Origin of the sequence: Phyllobacterium endophyticum (genome assembly GCF_003010935.1) — a bacterium.
GTDB lineage: Bacteria > Pseudomonadota > Alphaproteobacteria > Rhizobiales > Rhizobiaceae > Phyllobacterium > Phyllobacterium endophyticum.
Window position 1 is genome coordinate 62,172 of record NZ_PGGN01000001.1, and the last position, 26,989, is coordinate 89,160.

At 55.6% G+C, this 26,989-nt stretch carries 24 protein-coding genes and 1 tRNA gene; 4 read left to right on the top strand and 21 right to left on the bottom strand.

Going from position 1 to position 26,989, the window contains the following annotated elements; translation table 11 throughout:
* Positions 1–3 precede the first annotated feature (3 nt).
* The 4 genes from CU100_RS00320 to CU100_RS00335 all read right to left on the bottom strand — a co-directional run bounded on the left by CU100_RS00320 (position 4) and on the right by CU100_RS00335 (position 4,347).
* Positions 4–912, bottom strand: a complete 909-nt coding sequence (locus CU100_RS00320; protein ID WP_106715902.1) for a branched-chain amino acid ABC transporter permease — start codon at positions 910–912, stop codon at positions 4–6.
* A 264-nt stretch (positions 913–1,176) separates the two neighbouring features.
* Positions 1,177–2,178 (bottom strand): 4-hydroxyproline epimerase, encoded by a 1,002-nt coding sequence (locus tag CU100_RS00325; protein WP_106714588.1) that lies wholly within the window; start codon positions 2,176–2,178, stop codon positions 1,177–1,179.
* 8 nt (positions 2,179–2,186) lie between these two features.
* Positions 2,187–3,440 carry an NAD(P)/FAD-dependent oxidoreductase gene (locus CU100_RS00330; protein WP_407070281.1) on the bottom strand — a complete coding sequence of 418 codons (1,254 nt, stop codon included), beginning with the start codon at positions 3,438–3,440 and terminating at the stop codon, positions 2,187–2,189.
* 16 nt (positions 3,441–3,456) lie between these two features.
* Positions 3,457–4,347 carry a dihydrodipicolinate synthase family protein gene (locus CU100_RS00335; RefSeq protein ID WP_106714590.1) on the bottom strand — a complete coding sequence of 297 codons (891 nt, stop codon included), beginning with the start codon at positions 4,345–4,347 and terminating at the stop codon, positions 3,457–3,459.
* 81 nt (positions 4,348–4,428) lie between these two features.
* On the opposite strand from CU100_RS00335, the gene CU100_RS00340 reads away from it, so the two are divergent.
* Positions 4,429–5,082 carry a GntR family transcriptional regulator gene (locus tag CU100_RS00340; protein WP_106714591.1) on the top strand — a complete coding sequence of 218 codons (654 nt, stop codon included), beginning with the start codon at positions 4,429–4,431 and terminating at the stop codon, positions 5,080–5,082.
* A gap of 35 nt (positions 5,083–5,117) precedes the next feature.
* Here CU100_RS00340 and CU100_RS00345 read toward each other — a convergent pair whose 3' ends face one another.
* On the bottom strand, positions 5,118–6,614 hold the full coding sequence (locus tag CU100_RS00345) for a CoA-acylating methylmalonate-semialdehyde dehydrogenase (RefSeq protein ID WP_106714592.1): 1,497 nt from the start codon (positions 6,612–6,614) through the stop codon (positions 5,118–5,120).
* A gap of 116 nt (positions 6,615–6,730) precedes the next feature.
* Here CU100_RS00345 and CU100_RS00350 point away from each other — a divergent pair, with 116 nt between their 5' ends.
* A complete protein-coding gene (locus CU100_RS00350; protein WP_106714593.1) occupies positions 6,731–7,612 on the top strand; it encodes a LysR family transcriptional regulator in 882 nt (293 codons plus the stop codon).
* Positions 7,613–7,708: 96 nt separating this feature from the next.
* Entirely contained in the window at positions 7,709–8,059 is a 351-nt protein-coding gene (locus tag CU100_RS27605) for a DUF3011 domain-containing protein (RefSeq protein WP_106714594.1), read from the top strand.
* A gap of 5 nt (positions 8,060–8,064) precedes the next feature.
* Here CU100_RS27605 and CU100_RS00360 read toward each other — a convergent pair whose 3' ends face one another.
* The 11 genes from CU100_RS00360 to rplU all read right to left on the bottom strand — a co-directional run bounded on the left by CU100_RS00360 (position 8,065) and on the right by rplU (position 18,411).
* On the bottom strand, positions 8,065–10,008 hold the full coding sequence (locus tag CU100_RS00360; RefSeq protein ID WP_106714595.1) for a MacB family efflux pump subunit: 1,944 nt from the start codon (positions 10,006–10,008) through the stop codon (positions 8,065–8,067).
* Positions 10,009–10,010: 2 nt separating this feature from the next.
* Entirely contained in the window at positions 10,011–11,297 is a 1,287-nt protein-coding gene (locus tag CU100_RS00365) for an efflux RND transporter periplasmic adaptor subunit (RefSeq protein ID WP_106715903.1), read from the bottom strand.
* Between the two features lie 164 nt (positions 11,298–11,461).
* Complete coding sequence (rlmH, locus tag CU100_RS00370; RefSeq protein WP_106714596.1) at positions 11,462–11,944, bottom strand: 23S rRNA (pseudouridine(1915)-N(3))-methyltransferase RlmH; 483 nt, start codon at positions 11,942–11,944, stop codon at positions 11,462–11,464.
* Positions 11,945–12,058: 114 nt separating this feature from the next.
* On the bottom strand, positions 12,059–12,421 hold the full coding sequence (gene rsfS, locus CU100_RS00375) for a ribosome silencing factor (RefSeq protein WP_106714597.1): 363 nt from the start codon (positions 12,419–12,421) through the stop codon (positions 12,059–12,061).
* A gap of 211 nt (positions 12,422–12,632) precedes the next feature.
* Positions 12,633–13,229, bottom strand: coding sequence for a nicotinate-nucleotide adenylyltransferase (locus CU100_RS00380; protein ID WP_106715904.1), 597 nt, complete (start codon positions 13,227–13,229; stop codon positions 12,633–12,635).
* A gap of 56 nt (positions 13,230–13,285) precedes the next feature.
* Positions 13,286–14,569 (bottom strand): glutamate-5-semialdehyde dehydrogenase, encoded by a 1,284-nt coding sequence (locus CU100_RS00385; protein ID WP_106714598.1) that lies wholly within the window; start codon positions 14,567–14,569, stop codon positions 13,286–13,288.
* 3 nt (positions 14,570–14,572) lie between these two features.
* Entirely contained in the window at positions 14,573–15,763 is a 1,191-nt protein-coding gene (gene proB, locus CU100_RS00390) for a glutamate 5-kinase (RefSeq protein WP_106714599.1), read from the bottom strand.
* An 8-nt stretch (positions 15,764–15,771) separates the two neighbouring features.
* Entirely contained in the window at positions 15,772–16,806 is a 1,035-nt protein-coding gene (obgE, locus tag CU100_RS00395) for a GTPase ObgE (protein ID WP_106714600.1), read from the bottom strand.
* Positions 16,807–16,896: 90 nt separating this feature from the next.
* Positions 16,897–17,517 carry a GNAT family N-acetyltransferase gene (locus CU100_RS00400; RefSeq protein ID WP_106714601.1) on the bottom strand — a complete coding sequence of 207 codons (621 nt, stop codon included), beginning with the start codon at positions 17,515–17,517 and terminating at the stop codon, positions 16,897–16,899.
* A gap of 117 nt (positions 17,518–17,634) precedes the next feature.
* The gene (gene rpmA / locus CU100_RS00405; protein WP_099997631.1) at positions 17,635–17,907 is read right to left on the bottom strand and encodes a 50S ribosomal protein L27; all 273 of its coding nucleotides are present in this window, start codon (positions 17,905–17,907) and stop codon (positions 17,635–17,637) included.
* Positions 17,908–17,931: 24 nt separating this feature from the next.
* Positions 17,932–18,411 carry a 50S ribosomal protein L21 gene (gene rplU / locus CU100_RS00410; protein ID WP_106714602.1) on the bottom strand — a complete coding sequence of 160 codons (480 nt, stop codon included), beginning with the start codon at positions 18,409–18,411 and terminating at the stop codon, positions 17,932–17,934.
* A 336-nt stretch (positions 18,412–18,747) separates the two neighbouring features.
* Between rplU and CU100_RS00415 the strand changes: the two genes are divergently transcribed.
* Positions 18,748–18,837, top strand: a tRNA-Ser gene (locus CU100_RS00415).
* 334 nt (positions 18,838–19,171) lie between these two features.
* On the opposite strand, the gene CU100_RS00420 is transcribed toward CU100_RS00415, so the two are convergent.
* The 5 genes from CU100_RS00420 to hsdR are packed head-to-tail and all read right to left on the bottom strand — an operon-like array spanning position 19,172 to position 26,940.
* Positions 19,172–20,134 carry a hypothetical protein gene (locus CU100_RS00420; RefSeq protein WP_106714603.1) on the bottom strand — a complete coding sequence of 321 codons (963 nt, stop codon included), beginning with the start codon at positions 20,132–20,134 and terminating at the stop codon, positions 19,172–19,174.
* Positions 20,131–21,480: a restriction endonuclease subunit S gene (locus CU100_RS00425; protein ID WP_106714604.1), complete on the bottom strand. Its 1,350-nt coding sequence runs from the start codon at positions 21,478–21,480 to the stop codon at positions 20,131–20,133. The genes CU100_RS00420 and CU100_RS00425 overlap by 4 nt, the downstream gene beginning before the upstream one ends.
* Positions 21,477–22,937, bottom strand: a complete 1,461-nt coding sequence (locus tag CU100_RS00430; protein ID WP_106714605.1) for a class I SAM-dependent DNA methyltransferase — start codon at positions 22,935–22,937, stop codon at positions 21,477–21,479. Before CU100_RS00430 ends, CU100_RS00425 begins: the two co-directional genes overlap by 4 nt.
* Positions 22,934–23,575 carry a hypothetical protein gene (locus CU100_RS00435; protein ID WP_106714606.1) on the bottom strand — a complete coding sequence of 214 codons (642 nt, stop codon included), beginning with the start codon at positions 23,573–23,575 and terminating at the stop codon, positions 22,934–22,936. The genes CU100_RS00430 and CU100_RS00435 overlap by 4 nt, the downstream gene beginning before the upstream one ends.
* On the bottom strand, positions 23,572–26,940 hold the full coding sequence (gene hsdR / locus CU100_RS00440; RefSeq protein ID WP_106714607.1) for a type I restriction-modification system endonuclease: 3,369 nt from the start codon (positions 26,938–26,940) through the stop codon (positions 23,572–23,574). The genes CU100_RS00435 and hsdR overlap by 4 nt, the downstream gene beginning before the upstream one ends.
* Positions 26,941–26,989: the final 49 nt, after the last annotated feature.

The following is a 26,989-nucleotide window of genomic DNA, read 5'->3' on the forward strand; positions in this document are numbered from 1 at the left end:
ACTTTAAACCTTTTCGACTTCGGGCCGACCCAGAATGCCGGAAGGCAGGAAGATCAGAACGATCGCCAGGATCGAAAATGCTGCGACGTCCTTGTAATCAATCGAGAAATACGCAGACCACAGCGCCTCTATCAGACCAATCAACAAACCTCCCACGACTGCTCCGGGCAGGGAGCCGATGCCGCCGAGAACCGCGGCCGTGAAAGCCTTGACCCCTGGGGTAAATCCATCCGTAAAGGAAATGACGCCGTAGAACATGAGGTAGAGCGTGCCCGCGACTGCGGCAAGCATAGCGCCCATGACAAAGGTCATCGAAATCGTCTTGTCCACATCGATACCAAGGAGAGCCGCCATCTTCCGGTCCTGCTCACATGATCGCTGCGCTCTTCCGAGCGTGGTCCTGTTGACGAGATACCAGAAAGCTGCAAGCAGGATCGCCGTCACGATGATGATGACCATCTGTTTGTAGGCGATGGTTACGTTCGTTCCGTAGATGCCGATGCCTCCGTTGACGAGCGGCGGGATCGGCTTGTTGCGCGGTCCCTGCGTGACCTGCACGAAATTCGACAAGGCAATCGACATGCCGATCGCCGTTATCAGCGGCGCTAGACGGAAGGATCCGCGCAACGGCCGATAGGCCAATCGTTCGATTGTCCAACTCCACAAGCCAGTCAGCAGCATGGCCACGATCATCATCAGAAGAAGCGCCAGAACAACCGGCACACCTCCTATGAAAGTCGTCAAGGCAAGGAAGACGATCATCGCCATGAAGGCGCCAAGCATGAAAACATCGCCGTGAGCGAAGTTTATCATTCCGATGATCCCATAGACCATCGTATAACCAATTGCGATCAGCCCATAGATTGAACCAAGCGTCAATCCATTGATCGATTGCTGGATGAAATACTCCATCGCAACGATACCCCTCATTTATTGGGAAGTTTTTTATCCGGTTTTTTTATCCGGTTCCCGTTACCCCAATATCCTTACACCTAGCGTGTGCGTATTAGAAAGCAACTGCTTTTTTGCCCCGCACAAGGATGCTCTATTTGCTGACACATCTTCAATAGACATTTTCACCAAACTTTGCGGCTGACACAATAGAAATAAGCATCAGGTGCGAGAAATTAGACGAAGTACCTAGATCAAGCTCGAGTCTCAGTGACACAGAACCGATCATTTAACCACAAAGCCGTGGGCAAATGGATCACGGTCGTCGATAAAGATCGTATTGTAGCCAGTCATGCATGCCCATCCGGCCACGGACGGTATGATGGCCTGCCTGCCGGCGAGGCTTACTGTCTCTTCCACCCTGCCGTGAAAGAGCGAACCGATGATCGACTCATGTACAAAATCATCGCCCGGGTTGAGTTTCCCTTTAGCGGCTAGTTGGGCCATTCGCGCCGATGTACCGGTGCCGCATGGCGAACGATCGATAGCCTTGTCACCGTAGAACACTGCATTTCGAGCATGCGCATCGGCACGCGTTGGAGCCCCGGTCCACAAGATATGGCTAAGCACATTGATGTCCGGTTTCTCGGGATGCTCAAATGAATATTTTTCATTGAGGCGTTTCCGGATGACAGGGCTCCAGCCGATAAGATCGAGCGCCCGGAAGTCTGCTATGTCGGTGAAATTCTCCTGCCGATCGACGATTGCATAAAAATTACCGCCATAGGCCACATCCACCAACAAAGTACCAAGATCCGGGCACTCGACTTCAAGCTGCTCTGCATAAAGAAACGCCGGCACATTGGTAATCCGCACGCTGGTAACGTTCTGGCCCTCCTGCGTGTATTCGGCGACGACGAGACCAGCCGGCGTGTCAAGCTTCAGCACGCCCGGCGTCCTCGGGGTTATCAGGCCGTGCTCTATCGCCATGGTCACGGTACCTATAGTTCCATGTCCACACATGGGAAGACAGCCTGACGTCTCGATGAACAGTACCGCCACGTCGCAATCTTCACGGGTTGGCGGGTAAAGGATCGAACCCGACATCATGTCGTGACCGCGTGGCTCGAACATCAGGCCCGTGCGGATCCAATCGAATTCATCGAGGAAATGCGCGCGCTTCTCCATCATTGTCGCGCCATGAAGGGTGGGCCCGCCGCCTGCGACAAGCCGCACGGGATTGCCGCAAGTATGACCATCGACACAGAAGAAGGTATGGCGCGACATGATGCTCCTCAGAAGCGTTGCGGGCTAAATGGATCGATCGGAATCGATGGCTCTTTGCCCTCGATGAGATCAGTCATCAGACGACCCGTCGCAGCTGCTTGCGTCAAGCCGAGATGACCGTGGCCAAATGCATAGAGTACATTTTTACTTGCCCTTGCATAGCCGATAACCGGCAGCGAATCAGGCAAGGAAGGACGATAACCCATCCACTGCCTGCCGCCTGACGTTTCAAGATCGGGCATGAACAGCTTCGCTTTTGCAAGCATGGCTTCCGACCGCTTGTAATTCGGTCCCAACGTGAGTCCGCCAAGTTCAACTGCCCCACCGATGCGTACGCCCGTATCAAGCGGTGTGACCACAAAACCGTGACCAGAGAAGATTAGTTGGCGTTTCAAGTCGAATGCACTCGCCGGTAGTGTCGTATTGTAACCTCGCTCTGTTTCAAGCGGAATGCTGTCGCCAAGCATGTGAGCCAGCTGGTGGGACCATGCACCCGCGGCGACAACGATTTTCGCAGATGTGAGTTTGGTGCCGTTCGTCATGACCACTTGTGTAGAGGCTCGATCGGCGCTGAGCGAGGCGACCTCACCTCGCATGAATTGTGCGCCAAGACTTGCCGCATGGTCCCACAGTGCTTTGCCGACATGTTGCGGGTCACTGACTGTCTTCCATCCCGGCACGAACGTGCCTGCGACGAAGCGCGGCGAGAGGCCGGGCTGGCTCGCAGCAAGGTCATCGCCACGCAAATGTTCGAAGGCTATGCCGGCGTTTTTCCGAGCCTGCCAACCCGGCAGCGCTGCGTTGAGCTCTTCTTCGCTCTCATACAGTTCGAGAGATCCGTTCTCACGAAGCATGTGGTGAATTCCGGCACGCCGCATCAACCCGAGCATTTCCAGCTCGGCAAGCCGCATCATCGCGCCTTGCGCCTGCACGGTCCGCTCAAGGTTATCGGCGCGGCTGGCCCGCCAGAACCGGTAGAGCCACGGGGTAAGCCTCGGCAAGTACGACGGACGGATAGTGAAGGGCCCTAAGGGGTCCATGAGCCAACGGGGGACTTTGGCGAGAATGCCTTTGGAGGCCATTGGCAAAATATCGGAAAAAGCCAGTGCCCCGGCATTGCCCGAGCTTGTACCCTCGCAGATGCCCTGCCGGTCGATGAGAATAACCTGGTAGCCGGCGTCGGAAAGACAGGCGGCACTGGCAACACCAATGATACCAGCCCCCACGATGACGATTTCCTGTTTGTCCAACTGCGGATCCATCGATCGCATGAGCTGGCTAGAAGGGCAATTTGGGGCGGGAAGCTATCGCATCCTTTACGATCTTTTCAACAGTGGCGCGACGATCGCCTCGCAACGGCTGCCGCGGTAACCGAACCCGATCATTGGTGCCTATCTCAAGCACCTCCGCGAGTTTGATATTCTGGACCAGATAGGTCGAGACATCGAGATCGAGCAGTGGACGGAACCAGCGGTAGATTTCCAGCGCCTCGGCATAACGCTCTGCCGTCACGAGCTTATAGATCGCAACGGTCTCTTTCGGAAACGCCGTGACGAGACCGGCCACCCAGCCGATTGCACCGGCGGTCAGCGCTTCGAATGCGAGATTGTCGACGCCGGTAAACAGATCGAAGCGGGTGCCGAAAGTATTGATGATATCCGTGGTCCGCCTGATATCGTCGGACGATTCCTTGATAGCAACAAAATGCTCGTCCGAGGCAAGTTCGGCCAGGATCTCTCCTGTGACATCGACGCGGTAGGCGATCCGATTGGAGTATATCATAACGGGAAGATTCCCCGCTGCGGCAACGGCCTTCAACGTCGTCACCGTCTCTTCTGGATCGGTGTGGTAAATCGGGCTTGGAACAAGCATCAGACCGTTGGCGCCGGCCCTTGCCGCGCGCTTTGCAAGCGCGGCTCCATCGCGTGTGGCTGCCTCATTGATCGTCAACAGCACGGGCTTGCCCTTGGCAACCCTCTGGGCCGTCGCCAGGACTTCGATCTTCTCGTCATGGCTAAGCATCGGCCCTTCGCCCAGCGAGCCCGCAACGATCAAGCCATCGCATCCGGCTTCCATGAGCAGCGAGAAGCAGCGTTCCATTTCCCGATGATCGAGACTATCATCTTCATTGAATTTGCTGGTAACTGCCGGAAACACACCTGCCCACATAATCTCACTCCTTCTTGATATATCACAAATATATCTGTACACCCTATTGCTGTCAATCGCTTTAAAATGAAAGAACGACCCATGTATCAAACGGCCGTCCACTCGGTTTCCCAGTCCGGCGAGAGCCTGGCGGAACTTGCTTACCGCCAAATCGAAGAAATGATCGTTACGCTCAAGCTGGAGCCAGGCGCCATTGTCAATGAGCGGGCCCTGACTGATATCACAGGGATGGGTCGCACACCGGTCAGGGAAGCAGTTCAAAAGCTGGCTTGGGAGGGGCTGATGGAAATCAGGCCGCGTTCTGGCATAGCCATTGCAGCACTCAATCCTCAGGATTTTACCAAGGTTCTGGATGCGCGCGAGGGAGTGGAGCGCGTCCTTGCACGCGATGCCGCGCGCTACGGTGCAGCATTGCACCACAAGCGATTGCAGGAGGCCTCGGAGGCGATGAGTTTCGCGCTTGCTTCCGATGATGTCAGTAGTTTTCTCGTCGCCGACAAGATCTTCGATACGGTGCTCGGTCAGGCCGCTGAAAATCCGTTCGCCGCCCGCGTCGCTTCCCCGCTGCAAACGCATAGCCGGCGTTTCTGGTTTCGTTTGCAGAGACCCGGCAGCCTCCAGCAGGCAGCAGGCGCGCACCGGGCGCTGATCGAGGCCATAGTCACACGCGATCCAGATCGCGCATCCAGCGAAGCCGCAACACTTGTCGACCACCTTCGCACGCTCGCGCCATAGGCAAAAAGCCGCCGGATAGTTCCGGCGGCCTCTACTTATTTCATCGTCGGGATAACGAATTCCGCGCCGTCCTTGACGCCTGAAGGCCACCGTGACGTAACGGTCTTGGTCTTGGTGTAGAAGCGGAAAGCGTCAGGTCCGTGCTGATTGAGATCGCCGAAACCGGACCCTTTCCAGCCGCCGAAAGTGTAGTATGCGATCGGAACTGGAATTGGCACATTGATGCCAACCATGCCGACCTGGACGCGAGAAGCGAAATCACGTGCAGCATCGCCGTCGCGCGTGAAGATTGCCACGCCATTGCCATATTCATGTTCGTTCGGCAGACGGATGGCGTCCTCGTAAGTGTCAGCGCGCACGATGCCAAGGACTGGACCGAAAATCTCTTCCTTATAGATGCGCATGTCCGGCGTAACATGATCGAATAGACAGCCGCCCATATAGTAGCCGTTCTCATAGCCCTGCATCGTGAACCCACGGCCATCGACGACAAGCTTGGCACCCTCTTCCACGCCGAGGTTTACATAATTCTGGATGCGCTCCAGTGCCTGTTTGGTGACGACGGGCCCGTAATCGGCGGACATGTCTGTGGACGGACCAACCTTCAGGCTCTCCACACGCGGGATAAGCCGCTCAACGAGGCGGTCGGCAGTGTCCTTGCCTACTGGCACGGCTACGGAAATTGCCATGCAACGTTCACCGGCCGAACCATATCCTGCGCCAATAAGCGCATCGACAGTCTGATCCATATCCGCATCGGGCATGATGATCATGTGATTCTTGGCGCCACCGAAACATTGCGCGCGCTTGCCGTTCGCCGTTGCGCGACTATAGATATACTGAGCGATGGGTGTCGATCCGACGAAGCCTACGGCTTTGATGTCCGGATCGTCCAGGATTGTGTCGACGGCCTCCTTGTCACCGTTGACGACATTGAAGATGCCCGCCGGAAGTCCTGCTTCGATAAATAGTTCGGCAAGGCGCATAGGCACACCGGGATCACGTTCCGACGGCTTCAGGATGAAAGCATTGCCGGAGACAATCGCCGGCCCGGCCTTCCAGAGTGGAATCATCGCCGGGAAGTTGAAAGGGGTGATTCCCGCTACGACGCCGAGTGGCTGCCGCATCGAGTAGACGTCGATCCCTGTGCCGGCACTGTCGGAGAATTCACCCTTGAGCATATGGGCTGCACCAAGGCAAACCTCCACGACTTCGAGGCCACGCTGAATATCTCCCTTGGCATCGGGGATTGTTTTTCCGTGCTCCCGTGCAAGAAGCTCGGCAAGCGAGTCATACTCCGCTTCGACCAGGTCCAGGAACTTACGCATGACGCGCACCCTGCGCTGCGGATTCGTTGCAGCCCAGCCTGGCTGTGCCGCCTTGGCGTTCTCAACCGCAGCACGCACTTCCGCGGGGGTTGCCAATGCGACCCGACCCTGGATTGTCCCGTCCATAGGCTGAAAGATTTCGGTCGTGCGACCGCTCGTTCCGGCCACGTGCTTGCCCCCGATAAAATGTCCGACTTCACGCATAACGTGCAACCTCCCTGTAGTAGCTGGATTTCCTTGATGTTATCGCGCTTCAAAAATATTATTGCAAGCCGAGCAAAAGCGTATCCGTTGTGCAATAATTGAAGTAACATCATTCTATGAACTGGGATGACGTCCGCATTTTTCTGGCAGTGGCTCGTTCGGGGCAAATACTCGGAGCGGCCAAACGCCTTGCTCTTAATCATGCCACGGTCGCCAGACGCATCACGGCACTCGAGAACGACCTCAACACAAAACTACTCACCCGGCGCACCAACGGTTGTGAACTCACTCAGGCGGGCGAAGAATTCCTGCTTTCCTCGGAGCGCATGGAGGCGGAGATGCTGTCGGTCCGCTCATCGCTCGGCGATGCTGATGTGGCTATTGCCGGCTCAGTTCGTATCGGCGCTCCGGATGGATTCGGTGTAACCTTCCTGGCGCCGCGGCTTGCCTCTCTCACGGCGCGTTATCCTGATCTCAAGATTCAGCTCGTTCCGGTCCCCCGCTCTTTCTCGCTGTCCCGCCGCGAAGCCGATATAGCAATCACCGTTGATCGTCCGGACCAAGGTCGTTTGGTTGCCCGCAAGCTTGTGGATTATAGTCTCGGCCTTTACGCCAGCCGCACATACCTGGCTGAACGCGAAGCGCCGAAGACCATCGAGGAACTCTCCATGCATCGCCTTGTCGGCTATGTGGATGACCTCGTTATCAGTCCCTCACTGAACTACGCCCCCGAAATCACTCGCGACTGGAAGCCTGCTTTCGAGATATCCAGTGCTCTTGGACAGGTCGAGGCGGTTCGGGCCGGCGCAGGGATCGGCATTCTCCATATGTTCATCGCGCGTGAGCATGACGATCTTCTGCCGGTTTTGCCTGAGCGTACCATTCGGCGTTCATACTGGCTGGCCTATCACGAGTCGGTACGTACATTGCGCCGCATAACTGCCGTTTCAGCCTTTATTTCTGATCTCGTGAGCTCCGAAGGCTCCCGCTTCGGCTAATACGAAAGATAATTAACCAGCACGGAACAAATCTGACCAACCGGAATTCAAAATAGTGCACCATAAAAGCGAGTCGAATCTATCGGAGAGGGAAAAATGTACCGTTATGTATTGGCATTTGCCGTAGTCTTGGGTGGCGCACAGTTCATCCCTGTTCCGGCGCAAGCGCAGGAAACGGTCAGATGCGAATCGCGCAAGTTCAGATACAGGGAATGTGACGCGGACATGCGCCGCCCTCGCATAGCGAGGCAAATATCAAAGACCCCTTGTATCGCCGGGGACAGCTGGGGGTACAATCGAGGTGCCATCTGGGTCGATAAGGGCTGCGCCGCGGTATTCACCGATGGAAGACGCGGCCGGGACCGATATCGGGAAGACGGCCGTTACGATGATCGATATCCTCGCCGCCGGCGGGACAATGGCATCGAATTGGAACTTGATTTCTAGCTCGTCTACTCCGAGCTAAGAGCAACTGCCGGCTGAAGACGCGACGCGTTACGGGCCGGCAGGTAGCCGAAGACAAGACCGGTAAGGAATGAACAGGCGAAGGCCAGCGCAACGGGTCCGATAGTGAAACTGATCGGGGCGCCGAGAAGCCTGGCGAGAATACCCGTTCCCAGACCGGCTGCCACGCCGATCGCACCACCTATAGCCGAGACCACAAGCGCTTCGATAATGAACTGTAGCAGAATATCCCGCTGCCGTGCACCGGTAGCCATCCGCACTCCGATCTCGCGCGTCCGCTCGGTAACGCTCACCAGCATGATGTTCATCACCCCGATGCCTCCGACAAGGAGCGAGATCGCCGCGACAGCCCCAAGAAAAAGCTTGAGCGTGTTCGATGTTTCGGTGACCGCCTCGCGGATCGATGCCATGTTGGTGATGAGAGTATCCTGTTTCTTGTGACGTCTGTCGAGGAGAGCCTGTATGGTCTCCTGAGTGACGTCTATCGCGGTACCATCCTTCACCTGCACAGTGATCGAGCGAACATTGCGTTGACCGAATAGCCGCATGCTTCCGGTGGTCAGGGGCACCAAAACCGTATCGTCCTGATCGTTTCCTCCCATACCCGCGCCCATTTCACTCATTACACCAATGATTTGGAACGGTATTTTGTTGACGAACACATATTTGCCAATCGGGTCGGTCCCATCGGCGAAGAGCGTTTTGACAACGGTCTGACCGAGAACTGCAACCGGAGCGTAATTGATCATGTCACTCTGATTGATGAACTCGCCCTTCCCTACAGACCATGACTTCGCCTGTGTATATTCTGGAACCGTGCCATTTGCGGTGGTCTGATAGTCCACATTGCCATAGCGGACGGTAACGGTACTCGTCATTTCAGGCACGGCGAAAGCGACATTTGGCTGTTCACGGATAGCATCCGCATCGGCCGGTATCAGGGTCACGACGCTGCCGCCAGTACCACCCCGAAAGTTTGCCATGTTCGGCCTGATCACCAAAAGATCGGATCCCATGGAGGAAATCCGGTCGAGCACAGAATTTTGGGCGCCGGTGCCGATTGCCAGCATAGCAACGACGGACCCGACGCCAATGACGATGCCGAGCAACGTGAGAATCGTGCGGAACAGGTTGGCCCGCAATGCGCGGAAGGCCATCTTGATTGCTTCGGATATGTCGGCAATCGCCGCCACGCCTTCAAAAGCCTTCTGTTTCAGGCCCATGGCGGCGTGAGGATTGCTGCGGCCCTTCTTGGTTCTGTCTGAAATGATGCGCCCGTCATGCAGCTCGATCAACCGATCAGCCTGCTCGGCTACTTCGCGCGAATGTGTGATGACGATGATCGTATGGCCACCCTCGTTCATACCGCGCAAAAGCGCCATGACTTCGCCGCCACTCTCGCTGTCCAATGCTCCGGTCGGCTCGTCCGCCAGAATTACCCGCCCGCCATTCATCAACGCCCGCGCAATGGACACACGTTGCTGCTGTCCGCCAGAAAGCTGGTTGGGACGGTGGTCGAGCCGATCACCAAGCTTTAGCGAGCTGAGCAGCGCTTCCGCCCTGTCATGCCTGTCGCGCGCCGACGCGCCCGCATAGACTGCCGGAACTTCGACATTTTCTTGTGCACTTGCGGTCGGGATCAGATTGTAGCTCTGGAAGACGAACCCAAATGTGCGCCTGCGCAGTCCTGCGAGTTCGTCCGGATCGAAGCCGGAGACATGTTCGCCATCGAGCAGATATTCCCCTGCGGTCGGCCGGTCGAGACAACCAAGGATGTTCATCAAAGTCGATTTGCCGGAACCGGATTGCCCGATGATTGCGACGAATTCTCCCGGCTCGATATCAAGTGATATCCCATGCAGGACTTCAACGGCGAGGTCGCCATTGCGGTACGTCTTGCTAATGTCTCTAAGCGAAATCAGTGCGTTCATGGTCAGAACATCGGCGGCATGCGCATGCCGCGCTGAGAGCGAGTGCCGGAATTGCGGGTAGTTGTAGGGTTATCGCCTCCCGTCCCGACGACGACAAGCTCGCCTTCCTTCAGTCCACTCTTGATTTCGGCACTGACCCGGTTGCGAACGCCGACTTCCACCTCGCGTGTTTCTTGCGTACCTGAAGGCGTAAAGACCATAACCTCGGCCTTTTGGTTGTTGCCGCTGCTTTCCGGACGGCGCGCCGCATCGGAAGTCGTAATAGCGGAACTTGGCACGACAAGAACATCGTTCGCCATCGACTGGACGAAGAAGACCTGGGCGCTCATGGATATCATCAGGTCTCCATCGGGATTAGGGACGTCGAACAGGGCGTAGTAGAGCACGACATTGTTCTGGATATCCGGCGTCGGCTGGATCTGGCGCAATTTTCCGCGATATTGCTTGCCCGGCTGCCCAAGGAGAGTGAAGTAAGCGTCCATCCCTATTTTGAGCTTGCTCACATCGGCCTCCGACACTTGCGCCTTGACCGTCATCGTCGACAGATCGGCGATCGTTGCAATGGTCGGCGCGGTCTGGCTTGCATTTAGCGTCTGGCCTTCCTTGACTGGCACGGCAGCAATCGTGCCTGCCATGGGCGCATAGATTTTGGTGTAGCCGAGATCGACCTGATCGCCTGCGAGCGTCGCCTGCTGCTTGCGTATCTGGGCTTCCAGAGCACTCACGTCAGCTTCGGCTGTAGCAAGATCTGCGATCGCTTGGTCGAGCGTGGATTGTGAAACGCTGCGCGTCGCCACCAGATTGCGCTGGCGGTCAATATTGGCCTCCTTCAGCACGAGTTGCGCTTTCTTGGAAACAAGCTGTGCCTCCAGGTTTGCAAGCTCCGCCTGATCAATTTCAATCCTGTTCTGGATTGTGGCAGGATCGATTTCGCCAATCAGCTGATTTTGCGTGACCTTGTCGCCGATCTCGACATGCAGCACCTTCAACTGACCCGAGACCTGCGCGCCTGCATCGACGGATTTGATGGAATCGAGTGTACCAACTGCAGTGACCGCATTTTCCACGTTGCCGCGCGCGACAACCTGCGTGATCACCCCGGCACCTGATGCGGAGACGCTGTACTGCCTCCAGGCGTAGTAGCCTGCAGCTGTAATGGCAAGGACAAGCGGCAACCACACCCACAAGCGTAAGCGTGTCTTCTTCCGCGCCGGTGGAACGGAAGCAGGCATGAATGTCACGTTCGACCCCGGGGAGGCGGTCTTGCCTTGCTTGATTGTTTTGCTCATCTCACCGCCCACAGTTGCACCGGCCAAGGACCACCCTGCCTCATCCATTCTAGCAAGAAATGGAGATGAGCGGTTCGCCAGAAAATCGTTGAGATCATCATATTTTCGTAATGATCGGCAGGGCCCATTATGATGCACTGGGCTGAATGAGACCTGAACGAAGCTCAGACGCGGTGGTAAGGATGCCCCGCGAGTATAGTTGTTGCCCGATAGAGTTGTTCGGCGACAAGGATCCGCACAATCTGGTGCGGCCACGTCATCGCGCCAAGGGCGAGAACGAGATCAGCGCGTTCTCTCAATGAAGCGTCATGTCCGTCGGGCCCGCCGATGGCAAGAAGAAGGTGACGTTTGCCGTCGTCGCGGAACCGGGCAATAGATGCCGCGAACGCTTCGGATGGCATTGTCTTCCCCCGCTCGTCCAGGAGCACAAGCACGCCGCCCTGCTCCATCGCGTCGAGGACCTTCACCGATTCTTCCTGCTTGCGCAGTTCTGCCTGAGACGCCCTGCTCTCGGTTATCTCGATGACGGATGTGAATTCCAGACCGAGAGGAGCGCCCGTCTTTTTCAGGCGATCGAGATATCGATGCGCCAACTCCCGTTCGGGACCCGACTTCATCCGACCCACGGCAAAGACAGTGATACGCATGGCGCACTCCGGGTATCGGACCAGTGAAGTCGCGAAAACGTCCGCCCGGTCTGCGACCGGCAAAACCGTCATTCAGTCGAGCATCGGGGATAACCCGATACCCCGGTTCATAATCTAATGGACGGTCTCTCCGTCGAGCTCGGGAGCTTGCCACATCTTTTCGAGATTGTAGAACTCGCGAACTTCGGGACGGAAGATATGGATGATGATATCGCCCGTGTCGATCAACACCCAGTCACCGCCGGCAAGACCTTCGACCTTCGCATTGTTGCCCTGGCCACTCTCTTTCAGAGCGCGCAAGAGCTGGTCCGCGACAGCCGCAACATGACGATGCGAACGGCCAGACGCGATGACCATGTGATCACCGATGACGGACTTGCCTCGAAGGTCGATTGGGATGATGTTTTCAGCCTTGGAGTCTTCAAGACTGGCAAGGACTGATTGAAGGGCAAGAGATACGGAATTAATACCGTTCATCTCTGCCGGTGAAGGAGCCAAGGCATCCTTCTTCTGAAATGCTGTTCTCAGTGTATTTCCTTTCCCTTAAGAACAACGCGACGCAGTTCATATTCATACTGCACGCTATTAAGATAGGCAGAGTCGTATGACACTTTCAAGACGTCATAACGAACTAACCCGATAATACCTGCCATGCCGCGAACATGGCTCGTGCAGGGAAAACGTGAACCTAGCTCTTTGGTTTCATCGCGCCATTGCGAATGGCGGTCGATGACAAGAGCGACCTCGGCCCGTGGATGAAGGTCCAGGCCGGTGCGAGCGACCGGGCCAGCAATGCGGCGTCATCTTCGTCGATACGCGCATAGTCAAAAGTCTTCGCCATCCGCGATGAAAGAAATGCCAAGGTCGATCCCGGACGGTCGATCACTGCTATTGGAAACGTCGATGCGATTTTCTGCCACCGCTGCCATCGGTGGAAATCCGCCAGATTATCCGCCCCCATGATCCAGACGAAATGTACGCCTGGGTTGCGAGCTTTGATCATCGCCAAAGCGTCTGCGGTGTAGCGAATATGATGCGCAGCCTCAAAAGCCGTGATCTTCACCCGAGGGTCGTGGATCAGTGCTTCGCAGCGCTCGATCCGATCAGCCAGTGATGCCAGATGGCGCGTATCCTTCAACGGATTGCCGGGCGTTACGATCCACCATAGCTGATCGAGTTTCAGGCGCCGCAACGCGATCTCGGATACGAGTGCATGACCGGCATGTGGCGGGTTGAACGACCCCCCGAACAGTCCGACTGTCATACCTTTTTCCACAAAAGGCATACGCAGGTGTGTTTCGCTGACACCCGGGAAGCTTGTCCGCGGTTCTGGCTTCAGTTTCACGGACGAATCTGGCCGTTGCCGCGCACCTGGTATTTGAACGAGGTCAATTGCTCGACACCGACCGGGCCACGCGCATGCATTTTACCCGTCGCGATGCCTATTTCCGCTCCCATGCCAAATTCCCCGCCATCGGCAAACTGCGTCGAGGCATTGTGCAGGAGAATGGCCGAGTCGATCTCGTTGAAAAACCTCTCCACCACCCGAAGGTCTTCCGCAATCACGGCCTCCGTGTGATGCGAGGAATAGTGGTTGATATGTTCGATCGCACCATCGACGCCATCAACCAGTTTCACAGAAATGATCGCGTCGAGATATTCCGTCGACCAGTCACCCTCGGTCGCAAGCTCCACATCGGCAAACAAGTCCTTCACGGCGCTGTCGCCGCGAATTTCACATCCTGCCGATTTCAAATCTAGAAGCAGAGGCACCAGATGCGTTGGCGCCGCAATCCGATCGACAAGAAGTGTCTCGGCCGAGCCGCAAACGCCTGTTCGGCGCATCTTTGCATTGACAGCTATTCTGCGCGCCATTGCCAGATCCGCAGACGCGTCGACGTAAAGATGGCAAATGCCTTCGAGATGGGCAAACACCGGCACGCGTGCTTCAGCCTGCACACGGGCAACAAGGCTTTTGCCGCCACGCGGAATAATCACGTCGAGGCTTCCAGCAAGGCCCATCAGCATTTCACCGACGGCAGCGCGATCGGTCGTTGGTACGAGCTGGATCGCGTCGTCCGGCAGGCCCGCAGCTAACAGTCCTTCAAGCAAGGCTTCATGGATGGCGCATGAGGAATGGGCCGAGTCCGAGCCACCGCGCAGGATCACGGCGTTGCCGGATTTGAGGCATAGCGCACCGGCGTCCGCAGTCACGTTTGGCCGGCTCTCGTAGATCACACCAACGACACCAAGCGGCGTGCGGACACGTTCTATGTGCAAGCCGTTGGGCCGGTCCCATTCGGCGATCACATCGCCGACCGGATCTTTGAGACCAGCTATGGCCCGAATGCTTTGGGATATGCCCGCGACCCGGCTCTCATCCAACTTGAGCCGATCCAGCAGAGCCGCGGACATTCCTGCCTTCTGCCCGTTTGCCATGTCGCGGCTATTGGCGTCGAGGATTGCCGCCGTCCGGCGATCCACAGCGTCGGCCATGGCGACGAGGGCTGCAGTCTTCTGGTCCGGCGAAGCGGTGGAAAGAGATTGCGCGGCAAGACGCGCCCGGCGACCGATTTCAGCCATCAACTCGGGAACGGACAGGTCTGCATCCACTCGTCGCAACATCTCTTACTCCTTGGTCCCTGCGACGCGTTTTACTGCGCGCACCACCAGATCATCGCGGTGGATCATGGCCGATCGGGCATCATAGCCCAAAACCGCGGCGATCTCATTGGTCTTGCGTCCTGCAATCCTTACGGCATCAGACGCATCGTAAGCAACGAGCCCGCGCGCCGCCTCTCGACCATCCGGTCCGAACACCGCGACTGTATCGCCACGTGTAAATTGGCCTGCAACCTCGCGCACACCCGCGGCGAGCAATGATTTGCCGGATTTAAGGGCGACAAGCGCGCCCTCATCGATGACCAGCCGTCCGGATGGCTCGAGATTACCGGATATCCAGGTCTTCCATGCGCTCACCGGCGTCTGGCTGGCCTTGAACATCGTCGAACGTTCGCCCCGGTCGATGGCAGCAAGCGGATTGAGACGAGTTCCGGATGCGATGATCATCGCCGTGCCCGCCGCATTGGCGATCTTGCCCGCATCGAGTTTGGTTTTCATGCCTCCGCGCGAATATTCCGATGCGGCAGCACCGGCCATGGCTTCAACGTCAGGGGTGATGGCGTCGACGAGGGGCAGAAATTCCGCATGCGGATTCTGGTGCGGTGGCGCGGCATAGAGCCCATCGATGTCCGAAAGCAGGATCAGGAGATCCGCTCCCATCATCGTCGCGACCCGGGCCGCCAACCTGTCATTGTCACCATAGCGGATCTCAGTAGTCGCAACCGTGTCGTTCTCGTTGATCACGGGAACGGCCTTCAAACGCAATAGAGTCCCTACCGTGGCCCTGGCATTGAGGTAGCGGCGGCGTTCCTCGGTATCGGCGAGGGTCAGCAGAATCTGCCCGGCGCGCAGTTTGTGATTGCTCAGTACTTCCGCGTAGGCCTTGGCCAGTTCGATCTGACCGGCAGCCGCTGCAGCCTGGCTTTCTTCCAGCCGCAATGCCCCCTTTGGCAATCCCAGCACAGTCCGCCCAAGCGCGATCGCACCGGAGGAGACTATCATCATCTCCACGCCCGATGCACTTAGAGAGGCAACATCGGCGCCAAGGCTTTCAAGCCATCCGCGCTTGAGGCCACTGACGCGGTCCACGAGCAGCGCCGAGCCGATCTTGACTACAATCCTGCGATAGGATGCAAGCTTCGGCAATGAATCTACCGGCGTGTCGCTTTGCTGTAGTTGTTTTGTTTGCACCGGCATTTCACGACTCAATATTTGAAGCGATTATCGACCTCGACGGGCGTTTCCGACTGGCGCGATTCCAGGATGATGGCCGATAGCGCGCGCAGGACCTGCTCAAGGCCCTCACGGCTGACTGACGAGAGCAGCATCGGCTCGCGCCCCGACGCCTTCTTGAGAGCAGCGGCTTTTTTCTTGCGCGCCGCGGCGTCCAGCGTATCGATCTGGCTCAGCGCCACGATCTCCAGCTTGTCGGCAAGTCCGGCACCATAGGCCTCGAGTTCCGTGCGCACGGTTTTATACGCTTCGCCGACATTCTCTTCCTGTGCCGAAACGAGGTGCAGAAGCACACGCGTCCGCTCAACGTGGCCGAGGAACCGGTCCCCTATGCCTACGCCCTCATGTGCACCCTCGATGAGTCCCGGAATGTCGGCGATAACGAATTCCCGGGCATCGATGCGCGCCACGCCCAGATTGGGGTGCAAGGTCGTAAACGGATAATCCGCGATTTTCGGCTTGGCGGCAGTAACACTGGCAAGAAACGTCGATTTGCCTGCGTTGGGTTTGCCGAGAAGCCCAGCATCGGCGATCAGCTTCAACCGGAGCCAAAGGTTACGTTCCTCGCCTTCGAGGCCAGGGTTTGCCCGGCGCGGCGCCTGATTGGTCGAAGTCTTGAATTGGACGTTTCCGAACCCGCCATTGCCGCCTTTTGCAAGCCGGTAGCGCTGCCCGACGACGGTGAAATCACAGATCAGCGTCTCATTGTCATCTTCGAAAATCTGCGTGCCAACCGGCACCTTGAGAACAACATCGGCACCCTTGCCGCCGGTCATGTTGCGGCCCATGCCGTGCATGCCGGTCTTGGCCTTGAAATGCTGCTGATAGCGATAGTCGATAAGCGTATTGAGACCGTCGACCGCTTCCGCCCAGACATCGCCCCCGCGGCCGCCATCGCCGCCATCCGGACCGCCGAACTCTAGGAATTTCTCCCGGCGAAATGATACCGAACCGGCACCGCCGTCGCCGGAACGGATATAGACTTTCGCCTGATCAAGAAATTTCATGAAAGTTCAGTCCTTTTGATGTCCGAGGCATTACAGGAAAATCCCGGAGAAGAAAACCGGTCGCCACGATTCTTGGGCGACCGGTCAAACTTACGATGTCCAGCTGCGCAGTCCGATCCACGTCCTGCGGTCAAGCATGTAGCGCTCGACCGGAACATTTCCGGCGGTGATCGAATCCATCATGCCAGTGTTGGTATATTGAAAACCGCTTTTATAGATGACCCGCCGTGAAGCGATGTTGGATACACGGCAAGAAGCATAGAGTTTTTCTACCTGTGTCGCCCTGAACACCAGATCGACGAGCGCATGCGCGGCTTCGGTTGCATAACCCTTGCCCCAATAGGATTCGCCCAGCCAGTAGCCGATCTCCAGCTCCTCCTTGCGGTAAGGCGTATGTTCATCCTTGTTGCGACGATAATTGATACCGCAGCAACCAATGAACGTTCCCGATTGCGCCAATGTAATGGCATAGACGCATTTGCCGATCTCGCCCGCATTTGCGCGGCGTACGAAATCTACCGCATGTTCCTTCGTGTAGGGGTGCGGCATGCGGGAAAGCATTTCAGCCACGTGAAGATTATCGGCGAGACGGGCAATTGCATCCACATCCTCGTTACGTGGCGCTCGCAGAACGAGGCGTTCCGTAACGAGAACGGGACAGTCGATCAGATCCAGCCGTTCCTCATCGTCTTCCAGTATTTCAGCAACCATTTGTCTATCCTCCAGACACGAAAGGGGAGATGGGTGGTTATCCCATCTCCCCTTTGATCTTTTGGCAGTTGCCATACACCGGGTCCGATGGGACGCCGGTGCTTCAAGCAGGACCGGCTATTCTGCTGCTTCGGCGATCGGGTTGACGATCGACACGTAGCTACGGCCGTTGGCTTTGGTGCGGAAGGAAACAGTGCCTGCTTCAAGTGCAAACAGGGTGTGGTCCTTGCCAAGGCCAACGTTGACACCGGGGTGCCACTTGGTGCCGCGTTGACGAACGAGGATGTTGCCGGCAAGCACGCGCTCGCCACCAAACTTCTTCACGCCAAGGCGCTTCGATTCTGAGTCACGACCGTTGCGTGACGAACCACCAGCTTTTTTATGTGCCATCGGATTGCTCCTCTAATCTTGTTCTTATTCGCCCGATGCGGGCTTCTCAGCCTTGGCAGCAGCCTTATTCGGCGCAGCCTTGGCCTTTGGGGCGGCTTTCGTGTCGGTTGCGTCCGTAGCCGCAGCTTCGGCCTTGGGAGCGGCTTCCTTCTTGGCCGGCTTCTCAGCGGCCTTCTTGGAAGGCTTCGCGCCATCCGTTAGGATTTCCGAGATCCGGATCGTCGTCAATTCCTGACGATGGCCGCGCGTACGCTTGGAATTCTGACGGCGGCGCTTCTTGAAGGCGATAACCTTGCGAGCGCGTCCCTGTTCGACGACTTCAGCTGTTACCAGCGCGCCGCCAACGACAGGAGAACCTATCGTCGCCTCGGCCCCGACGCCGACCATCAGTACCTCGGCAAATTCAACGATGTCGCCGGCGCTACCGGCAACTTTTTCGACCTTCAGAAGGTCATTGGCGGCAACGCGATACTGCTTACCACCGGTCTTGATGACTGCGAACATTTTTTCCCTTTCGGAGTTCGGTTCGGTTTAGTGCCGTTTTGCGGCAATAACCGTCTTTTTGTCAGTCGTGACAGATTGATCGAAAGGCACTTATACTCGCACGTAGCAGGCGCCCGATTTTCAAAAACAAACGGCGCGGAGAGTCCCCACGCCAGTCGTCGGGCGCTTATAGGATCAGGTTTGCCGCTGAGTCAAGAAATTTAACGCAAAATGCTCTTGTATGATCGAGCTTTGCCCGCTATCTAGCCGGTCGCACGCTCAAGCCGAGCCCCTTGGGGCATCGCGGTACCAGCCGGGTTCATCTCGGTTCATGGACAGGGATACAGTCCCTTATGCGGAGAGGTGGCTGAGTGGTTGAAAGCACCGCACTCGAAATGCGGCATGGGGGCAACTCCATCGGGGGTTCAAATCCCTCCCTCTCCGCCATCTATTATATTTAAACATTTGATTTACCTAAGGAAATTGTCGTGGGTGGCGCTTATCCTGCATCCATTCCTGCATCCCGTCGAGCCGTCTCGAGTTGGGGAGAACGATATCAAACTAGTTTAACAGCAAGTACATACCCTTCCAATTGGGTGAGCTTCGGCCAACCCCACCCACCCGGCACCCCCGCTATACAGACACTACAACCCATACCGAGCATACTAATCAGCGCAGACGTCGGCAAAAAATTTTGCAAAAAAATTCTGACTTTCCCGGCATTAACAATCTCCAAATGATGTATTCGCGACGGCGCAAGAATTAAGAGCCGACGTCGATCCTATTCGCGCAATAAAGCGACCAACCTCCTGAATTCGGTATCCTTACCATTGCTTTTCCAACGGTTGACGAACCGACACACGATTTGCAGGTTGTCGAACTCATAGTGTCCATCGCTATCAATTCTGTCGAGTGAACACAGCAACTCCTTGTCGTCCTCATATCCATGATGTTGAAGCTGAAGTCCTGTTATGGCACAAAGTCCTTCTTGTGCATCGAGGAGTGCAGACAAATACGGCTCCAACTCCCTGTCAGGAATGCGGAGCTCTTTGTTCTTCACTGTCTTCAGAACTTCCTGTCCATTCGATGTGGCAACAATGCCTTTGGCCATCATTGCCATGTAAGCAATCGAATTTTGGCGAGCGTTAAATGTGATGGCAGGGTTTTTCTTCTTTCGCTCAGCATTGGCTTTCCACTCCTGAAGGGAATGCCACGGTGATAGATCATCGCCATTTATCAGAGCGAGCGCATATTCAGCATTAGCTGGTCTGAGCTGCTGCAGCGTACCCTCCGTGAACATAAATTCTTTGGCACGCGAGTGGAGCCCCGTCCAATCAAGCTTGTTGCCAGCCCTGTTTACGTGTGCCCAAGGATCACAGGGTTTATGGCATATAATGACGTTTCGCCCGACACCAAAAGTTTCCTTCAGCGGTTCAAACGAGGGCGCGTCCTGGCGAGAAATCGTCCACCACAGTTGGTTTTTTTCTCGGTGTATCCATACGTCTCCAGAGCTTTCGACAATCGTTGTCATCAAGTTGAACCATCGCGAAGCGACTGGACGTGTTGGCGTGATGCCAGCAGCTGTCTTATCATGCTTCATCCTGTTTTGAATGTAGCTCTCGCGATCACCGGCCTCCCAAAAGCCTTGCACAGATATATCGTTCATTGTGGCGATGGTATTCCGAGCTAAACAATCGGGCCAAGCATAATTCTCGCGACCAAAATTGGCTATGTAGACCTTCAACAATCGCCTCCTGACGCTTGGCGCCGTCGCGACTTCGGTTTGGCGTTGCGCTGGGACTTTATACGCTCCAGCAATGCGTTTGCCGGTTCATCCGCGGGGTCTTGCGGCACGAGTTCCCCCCGGAAAGCACTGGCTAGTACAGCTTGGTCGAGATGGTCAATCAGCCCACGCGCACCGGTGGTCTCAGAGGCAAATCGATCGATCCATGCAAAAGCTCTCTCGATACATTTTACGGTTTCGGCCTGTTCGTCCTTTGAAAAGCTCGGAATTGGGAGATCGAGAAACTTCGACTGCGTCAGATTGAGACCGCTATCATTAATCCCTGTCTTCATTTCCTCCAGGGCGTCGAGACATTGCGGGGTGTTCAACATATAAGTAATGAACGTTGGGTCTGCAGTTTTGGGGTTAACTCGAAGGCGATACGCCTTATCGCACAACATTAATCGCGAATGAGCCTCGTTCACCATGCATGCAACCGCCACTCTGCTTCGCGGACCGGCCCGCGTTATCAGTACGTCTCCAGCATTGAGGGTGATTGCCGGGCGGGGATTGAGGTGGGGGGGAAGTTTTTTGTTCGCACTGGCAACGAAGTTGATCGGTTGGATCGCTGTAGTCTTGATTACAGCCCATTCGTTTGATTTGGCCGGTTCACTCTCGCATTTGGGGCTCCATCCTTGATCAAGTTTAACGACGAGTTCGGCTATCCGGATCGTAACGCCGCCGTTTCTTTTGTCAGAAGTAAAATGTCCCTCGTAGGCCGCAGCGAGAACGGCCTGCTTGTACTTTTCGATCAAACGAGGGATATGGTCGAGGTGATTGCGGGCACGTTTGGATTTCGAGGAAAGGCGATCTATCTTCGATACAATACGTCGCTGTTCGGGTAGCGGCGGCAATGAAAATGGGAAGGACCGAATTGCTTGTTGGTTCAACGATGCTTGATTGACAGCATGCTGAGCGCGCATAGAAAACACCTCTTCGGCACGCAGATATCGGCACTGTGCCTCGAAAAATTCCACGTCTACATCAGATGCAAGCGTAAACCTAAGAAGGTTTATTCCATGATACAAATCTCCTAGCCGATCCCTGTATATGGCCGTCTTACCGATATGCTTACCACTGTTTATGTGGCTAAAGAGTATGTCTCCGTCACAAAGTCTGTACTCTTGAGGCACACCCTCTCCATAACCAACTTTGCTTGTATTAATCTGCCCCGTAGCGATTGTCTCGATACGCGTGAGCGGAACGCCCAGCCCGTCCTTGTTCTGCGTGACGTTGTATCCGTTACGGATCGTAAGAATTACATCACCGAAAATCGTATCTTCCCAAGACTTTGGTTTTATCATCATTCTGCCGCTTCCGGGATTGTTATAGTATCCGGCTCCAGCTCTTCTGAAAGCGCCTCGATTTCCTCTAACGCGGCTTTCAGGTGGCCAATGATAGCGGCGGCAATGTCTTCGGGCTCGGTTAACGCCTCCTCTGCCTCGGCCTCAGTGTCGCGCAGCCATGCGATGTCGAGATTGTCATTGCGAGCGGTGATGACTTCGCGACTGAACCGTCGCCACCGGCCTTCCTCGCTATACTCACTCCTTTCCGCACCCCCGTTCGGATCGGAGCCATAAGCGGCCTCGAACTCGGTGAAGTCAGCGACTGTAAGAGGGCGGGTTTTGCCAAAGGCGGGCATGTTGGCTCGCATATCGTAAACCCAGACAGCGCTGGTGTTCGCTTTGTCTGTGGTGCCACGTCGGAAAAACAGGACATTGGTTTTAACACCCTGCGCGTAGAAGATGCCGGTCGGCAATCGGAGGATAGTGTGCAGGTTGCAGAGGTCCATCAACCATGTGCGGAGCCTTCGGCCGGTATTGTCTTCGAACAGCACATTGTCGGGGACAACAACGGCAGCACGCCCACCGGGCTTCAAGGCGCGGACGATGTGCTCGACGAAAGCTAGCTGCTTGTTCGATGTGTCCGCCGTCACCGAGAAGTCGGAGCGGGTCGGACGACCACCGCCCTTCTTGGTGCCGAACGGGGGATTGGTGAGAATAAGGTCGGCTTTTGTCAGTGTCTCGCCGTCAGGAGACAACGTGTCGATATTATCCACCCCCCCTTCAATGCCGTGGAGCAAAAGGTTCATCATACAGAGCCGATGGGTATCTGGGACAAGCTCCGCTCCTACAAATGCATTGTGTCGTTGAAAGAATGCCTGCGCTTCCGGCAGTTTGTACAGGTCGTCTGAATGATCCTTGATGTATCGGTCAGCAGCTACGAGAAAACCCGCGGTTCCCGCAGCGGGGTCTTGCACAACCTCCCCCGGCTGCGGCTGCATTAGCCGCACGATGCTGTCGATCAGCGGACGTGGAGTGAAGTACTGCCCCGCACCGGATTTCTTATCAGAAGCGTTCTTTTCCAACAGGCCCTCATAGAGATTGCCGAGGCCTTCCTCGCGGGCCGAAAACCAATCAAGCTGGTCAATATTCGAAGTCAATGCCTTCAAATTCGTTGGCTTGCGTAGCCGGGTCTGTGCATCGGTAAAGATGGCCCGGACAAGAACATCCTTGACTTCAGGCTTGCCAAGATCAAGCAGCATGCGCTTGTAATATTCGAGTTGTTCAAGACCTTCGCGTTTGGCAAGCGTCCCCCAGCGATAGTTGTCCGGCAAGCGGTTCTCGCGCCCGGTCTCCTCCAGCATTTTCAGGAAGAGAAGATAGGTTAGTTCCGTGACGTACTCGTTGTAGGTGACGCCGTCATCGCGCAGAACGTTGCAAAGGCCCCAGAGCTTGGCTACGATATCATTGGTGGTCGTCACTTTGCATTCTCCACAAGATTTCTCACGCTTCCATCGGCGTCACGTTTACAAACGCTAAGTCCCAGTTCTTCGCATGCACCGCTCATAAGTTGCATGATTTTCTTGGTCGCTTTTTCGATCTGGTTCGGCGGATTTGCCAACTTATTGTTTAGCAGAGTGTAAAAAAATTGCTGGTCCAAGGCTGCCGAATATATCCAGTCGACTTCGGTTGAGTAACCAGACACCCAAGTCAACCCTTCGCATATCTCCAAAGTATCAGTTAAGAATTTTTCTGTTCCGATATGACAGACGCCAAAATGTATTCCTCTTATTTTATTGGGCTTTAGATATTTAGCCATAAAGCTGGGCAAGAGCTTTTGCGTTATAGATTTTCCATTGTGAAACTCTATTCGATACGGCTTTCTATCGCCGTGTGAGGCCACATAAATATAATCAATTCTTTCATCGGCAGACACGCGTTCAAGACACTCGCCGAATGCTTCGGGAGATCCTACTGTTTCATAATGATATGTGTGCGGATGGTTTTCGTGAAACATTTCGCAGGCCATCGTGTAGAGAGGTGCGATTGACACGTTCATGTAATTATACCAACGAGTTTCTAATATAGCGATGCCGCTGTGTTTGGGTCTATTTTTCATGCCGCACGCCACATTTCCTCATTTATCCCACCAAGAATGTTTTCAAGCTCTCCATCGAAGACCTTGTTAAGCCGGTTGAACCCTCCATCAGTGATAAAGGGTTCTTTGTCTATGGCCTCGCGATCCACAATGACTTCTTTTTCGATCTGTTCGCCAATACGCTTAAGCCAACGCTTTTGTGGTTCAGTCCATTTACGACTAGCCATGATCGTTCGCATTGCAGATCGCACGCGATCTTCATAGGAAATCAGGGGGTCGCCGATTGCGGCCTGACGAACAAATCCTATAATGGATGCTGCAATTTCCTCATTCTTGGCATCAGCCCATGCCCTGCGTAGATTGGCTTCCGAATAGCCTTTGCGGTCAAGTGCAAGGCGAAGCTCTTTCAGATCAGCGCGGGTCAAATCGCGAGGACGCTGTACGACAAGCTTCAAAGCGGCAATGGTATTCACGTTATCGCGCACGAAGACAGAGAAGCCTTCGAGAAAATCTTCAGGTTTAACAGCATCGCCATAGCCACGTGTCACTGCCACTACCTCATCGGCGTGATGCGAGATCGGCACATAACGCGGGTTGTCGCCGTCCGACTGCCAGTCAAGGATCGGCGCGACGGCTGACCGTGCGGAGAGCCATGCGGCAACATCGGCGCCGGGTCCGTCGAGTATACGTTTCAGCATAGCATCCGGTGTCTCACCCGCGACGGCCTCAAACCGCTCTCGGGCTTCGTCTGGCAGCTTCTTCAGACGGCGCCGCAGCTTAACTGCAAGCTGTTCACGGATCACATCTCGTTGGACATCATTGGTCGCCTTGATCAGCTCGCGCACAAGCTGCTCAAAGCTAATCGACGGATTGACGACCACTGGCTTCATATCAGTCAGGTTTTGAAGGTGCGGATAAAGGTCCACCGCGTCGAAGATGTGGAAAACTTCTTTACCAATCTCATCGCACTTCCGTGTCGCTCTCCCGATCATCTGCTCGTAGAGGATACGACTATTCACCCGGCGCAGGAAAACCAGGTTAGCAATCTTCGGCACGTCAATGCCAGTGGTGAGCAAATCAACTGTCACTACGATCTTCGGGGTGGCGTCATTGCGATACGACCGGATGAGGTTCTGCACTTTGTCCACACTACCCGTAATTTTTTTTACGGCAGTGTCGTCAATCTCGCCATACGCGTCGGCAAATGCCGTCTTGATGGCATCGACCACTATGTCGGCGTGGGCGTCGGTCGCAGCGAAGATCAGGGTCTTGCCGGGAAGCGCTGGATCAATGTGCTTGGCCAGTACCTCGGCGACAACCCGGTTGAACTCCGGTGTAATAACTTGCTTGTTGAACTGATCGACTTCAAATCGAATTTCGTCGGGCGCATGAGCAAGGTCAACCTCCCCTGTCTGGGTGTTTAACAGATCAAGTTGCTCGTTTTTCTCGAACTTTATGCCCGCTCTCGCCAAGGCTGTCTCGATGCGGATCGGTGGCTCATGATCGATCAGGAAGCCGTCGATCACAGCCTCGCGATAGGAGTATTTGAAGATCGGCTCGCCAAAAATGTCGGTCGTGTGCAGAGCGGGCGTGGCCGTAAGTCCGATTTTCACCGCGTCGAAGTATTCCAAAACGCGCCGGTATTTGGATATGTAATCTTCCTGCCCCCGGAAGCTCAGCTCCGCATCGGACATTTCCCGGTCGAGGAGATAACCGCGATGGCATTCGTCGATGACCATGAGGTCATACTGATCGATGGGTGGGGTTTCGGATGTATCGGTTGCGTAGAGCACACGCTTAACCAACCCTTGTATGGTGCAGATATGCACCTTGGTTTCAAGGTCGGGAGCTACGTCTTGCAGCCCCTTCAGCCCAAAAATCTCCGCGAATGTCTTACCTGACACGACCTTGGTAGTTGAGAACTCACCTTCCGTCTGATACCCGAGGGCGCTGCGGTCTACGACAAAACAGATGCGGCGGAACCGCTTCGCGGAAAGGAGACGGTAAAGCAGCGCAATTGCCAGCTTGGTTTTGCCGGTGCCAGTGGCCATCGCTACCAGCATCGACCTTTGCTCTGCAGACAGCGCATTCTCGACGGCACGGATAGCTCCCTCCTGATAAGGCCTCAGCGGAAAGTCGAAATCGAAAGGCTTATCTTTCAACGCAGCGGTGGCCGCGTCCTGATCAACCTCAAGTTGGCCAGCCAGCCCGTCCGGCGTCGGCCAGTCTCCAAGTACGCGGCGATGATTGGCGCTGCGGCGAGTATCGCGGAACCAGATGCCGCTTTCGGTCTTGATCTGCTTTAGGTAGGATCGACCGTTGGCGGCGAAGACAAACGGAACACGATGCTCGTCCCACGGCCCGCCTGCCGCGTCGAAGTCGGCGCTGTCCTTGATGCCGAATGAATAACGTTCGGCTTGATCAATAGCCGCCGAGACATTCTTCCGCCGCCGCTTCGCCTCTACGACGCCAACGAGCATTGTGCCGACGAATAAAGCATAATCAGCCGGTCCACTAGTCGTAGGCCATTCGGCAATCGCCATGTTGCGACCCTTTGCCGGACGGATACCCTTGCCAAACCGTAGCTCCTTTGTATCTGCTTCCCAGTCGCGATCCCGAAGCTGCTGATCGATCAACGCACGAGTTTCGCTTTCGTCAAGGTCGATCTTGGCCGCTGCCACCTCACCGAGTTCAACAAACTCTGCGGCGACCTTCGGCGCGGCGTTGGCGGCGTTCTGCAGCTCAAAAAGTTTCGCCTCGACTGCGGCCTTTTCTGCGTCAATGCTTTGAGCAAGCTCCTCCCACATCGTTCGATCTTGCGCTTCACGCATGAAGCGTTGCTCTGACGTCTCGTGGGCACGTGCGAGTTCCATCTTCTCAACTTCGACACGTGCAGTAGCGTCCATACTCGCAGCAACTTGTTGGCGCAGGGCCACTATTTCCTGCCGCAAGGTTGCGGCAGCATCGATAGGCTCTGGGGGCGGAACGAAGGGGCCAGGATTGAAGTTCGGCTGTCGAGCATACGTACGGTGAAACCAAACACCAAGAGAACGGGCAAACTTGAGGGCCGTCAATGCGTCGGAATGTGTGCCCTTGATTTCATGCGCTGCTACATTGCCGACCTTTCGAATGGCATGGAACAGGTCGGCAGCTTCTTTAGGCAAAATACGTTCATAGGAAAGGCGCCGAAGTATGGCGTCGAAGCTCTCGATTTCGTATACGGCGTGATGCGCGGAAATTAGCTTGGCGAGGAGTTCCGCGAATTGCCTCAGCTTGAAAATGGAAGTCGCTGGGTCGTCGCGGAAATACTTTTCCCCAAGAGCACCCAAGTCTTCCAACCTACTGTCATGCTGCCGAAGAAATCCAAAGTTCAGCGATGCAACCATATCTACCCCCGGCTGCAGTGTTGCACGAAATGTTGACGATTTGTCTATC

Coding starts and splice junctions, on each gene's coding strand:
- CU100_RS00320 (WP_106715902.1), bottom strand. CDS start 912: ATGGAGTATTTCATCCAGCAATCGATCAATGGATTGACGCTTGGTTCA.
- CU100_RS00325 (WP_106714588.1), bottom strand. CDS start 2,178: ATGTCGCGCCATACCTTCTTCTGTGTCGATGGTCATACTTGCGGCAAT.
- CU100_RS00330 (WP_407070281.1), bottom strand. CDS start 3,440: ATGGATCCGCAGTTGGACAAACAGGAAATCGTCATCGTGGGGGCTGGT.
- CU100_RS00335 (WP_106714590.1), bottom strand. CDS start 4,347: ATGTGGGCAGGTGTGTTTCCGGCAGTTACCAGCAAATTCAATGAAGAT.
- CU100_RS00340 (WP_106714591.1), top strand. CDS start 4,429: ATGTATCAAACGGCCGTCCACTCGGTTTCCCAGTCCGGCGAGAGCCTG.
- CU100_RS00345 (WP_106714592.1), bottom strand. CDS start 6,614: ATGCGTGAAGTCGGACATTTTATCGGGGGCAAGCACGTGGCCGGAACG.
- CU100_RS00350 (WP_106714593.1), top strand. CDS start 6,731: ATGAACTGGGATGACGTCCGCATTTTTCTGGCAGTGGCTCGTTCGGGG.
- CU100_RS27605 (WP_106714594.1), top strand. CDS start 7,709: ATGTACCGTTATGTATTGGCATTTGCCGTAGTCTTGGGTGGCGCACAG.
- CU100_RS00360 (WP_106714595.1), bottom strand. CDS start 10,008: ATGAACGCACTGATTTCGCTTAGAGACATTAGCAAGACGTACCGCAAT.
- CU100_RS00365 (WP_106715903.1), bottom strand. CDS start 11,297: ATGAGCAAAACAATCAAGCAAGGCAAGACCGCCTCCCCGGGGTCGAAC.
- rlmH (WP_106714596.1), bottom strand. CDS start 11,944: ATGCGTATCACTGTCTTTGCCGTGGGTCGGATGAAGTCGGGTCCCGAA.
- rsfS (WP_106714597.1), bottom strand. CDS start 12,421: ATGAACGGTATTAATTCCGTATCTCTTGCCCTTCAATCAGTCCTTGCC.
- CU100_RS00380 (WP_106715904.1), bottom strand. CDS start 13,229: ATGCCTTTTGTGGAAAAAGGTATGACAGTCGGACTGTTCGGGGGGTCG.
- CU100_RS00385 (WP_106714598.1), bottom strand. CDS start 14,569: ATGTTGCGACGAGTGGATGCAGACCTGTCCGTTCCCGAGTTGATGGCT.
- proB (WP_106714599.1), bottom strand. CDS start 15,763: ATGCCGGTGCAAACAAAACAACTACAGCAAAGCGACACGCCGGTAGAT.
- obgE (WP_106714600.1), bottom strand. CDS start 16,806: ATGAAATTTCTTGATCAGGCGAAAGTCTATATCCGTTCCGGCGACGGC.
- CU100_RS00400 (WP_106714601.1), bottom strand. CDS start 17,517: ATGGTTGCTGAAATACTGGAAGACGATGAGGAACGGCTGGATCTGATC.
- rpmA (WP_099997631.1), bottom strand. CDS start 17,907: ATGGCACATAAAAAAGCTGGTGGTTCGTCACGCAACGGTCGTGACTCA.
- rplU (WP_106714602.1), bottom strand. CDS start 18,411: ATGTTCGCAGTCATCAAGACCGGTGGTAAGCAGTATCGCGTTGCCGCC.
- CU100_RS00425 (WP_106714604.1), bottom strand. CDS start 21,480: ATGATGATAAAACCAAAGTCTTGGGAAGATACGATTTTCGGTGATGTA.
- CU100_RS00435 (WP_106714606.1), bottom strand. CDS start 23,575: ATGAAAAATAGACCCAAACACAGCGGCATCGCTATATTAGAAACTCGT.
- hsdR (WP_106714607.1), bottom strand. CDS start 26,940: ATGGTTGCATCGCTGAACTTTGGATTTCTTCGGCAGCATGACAGTAGG.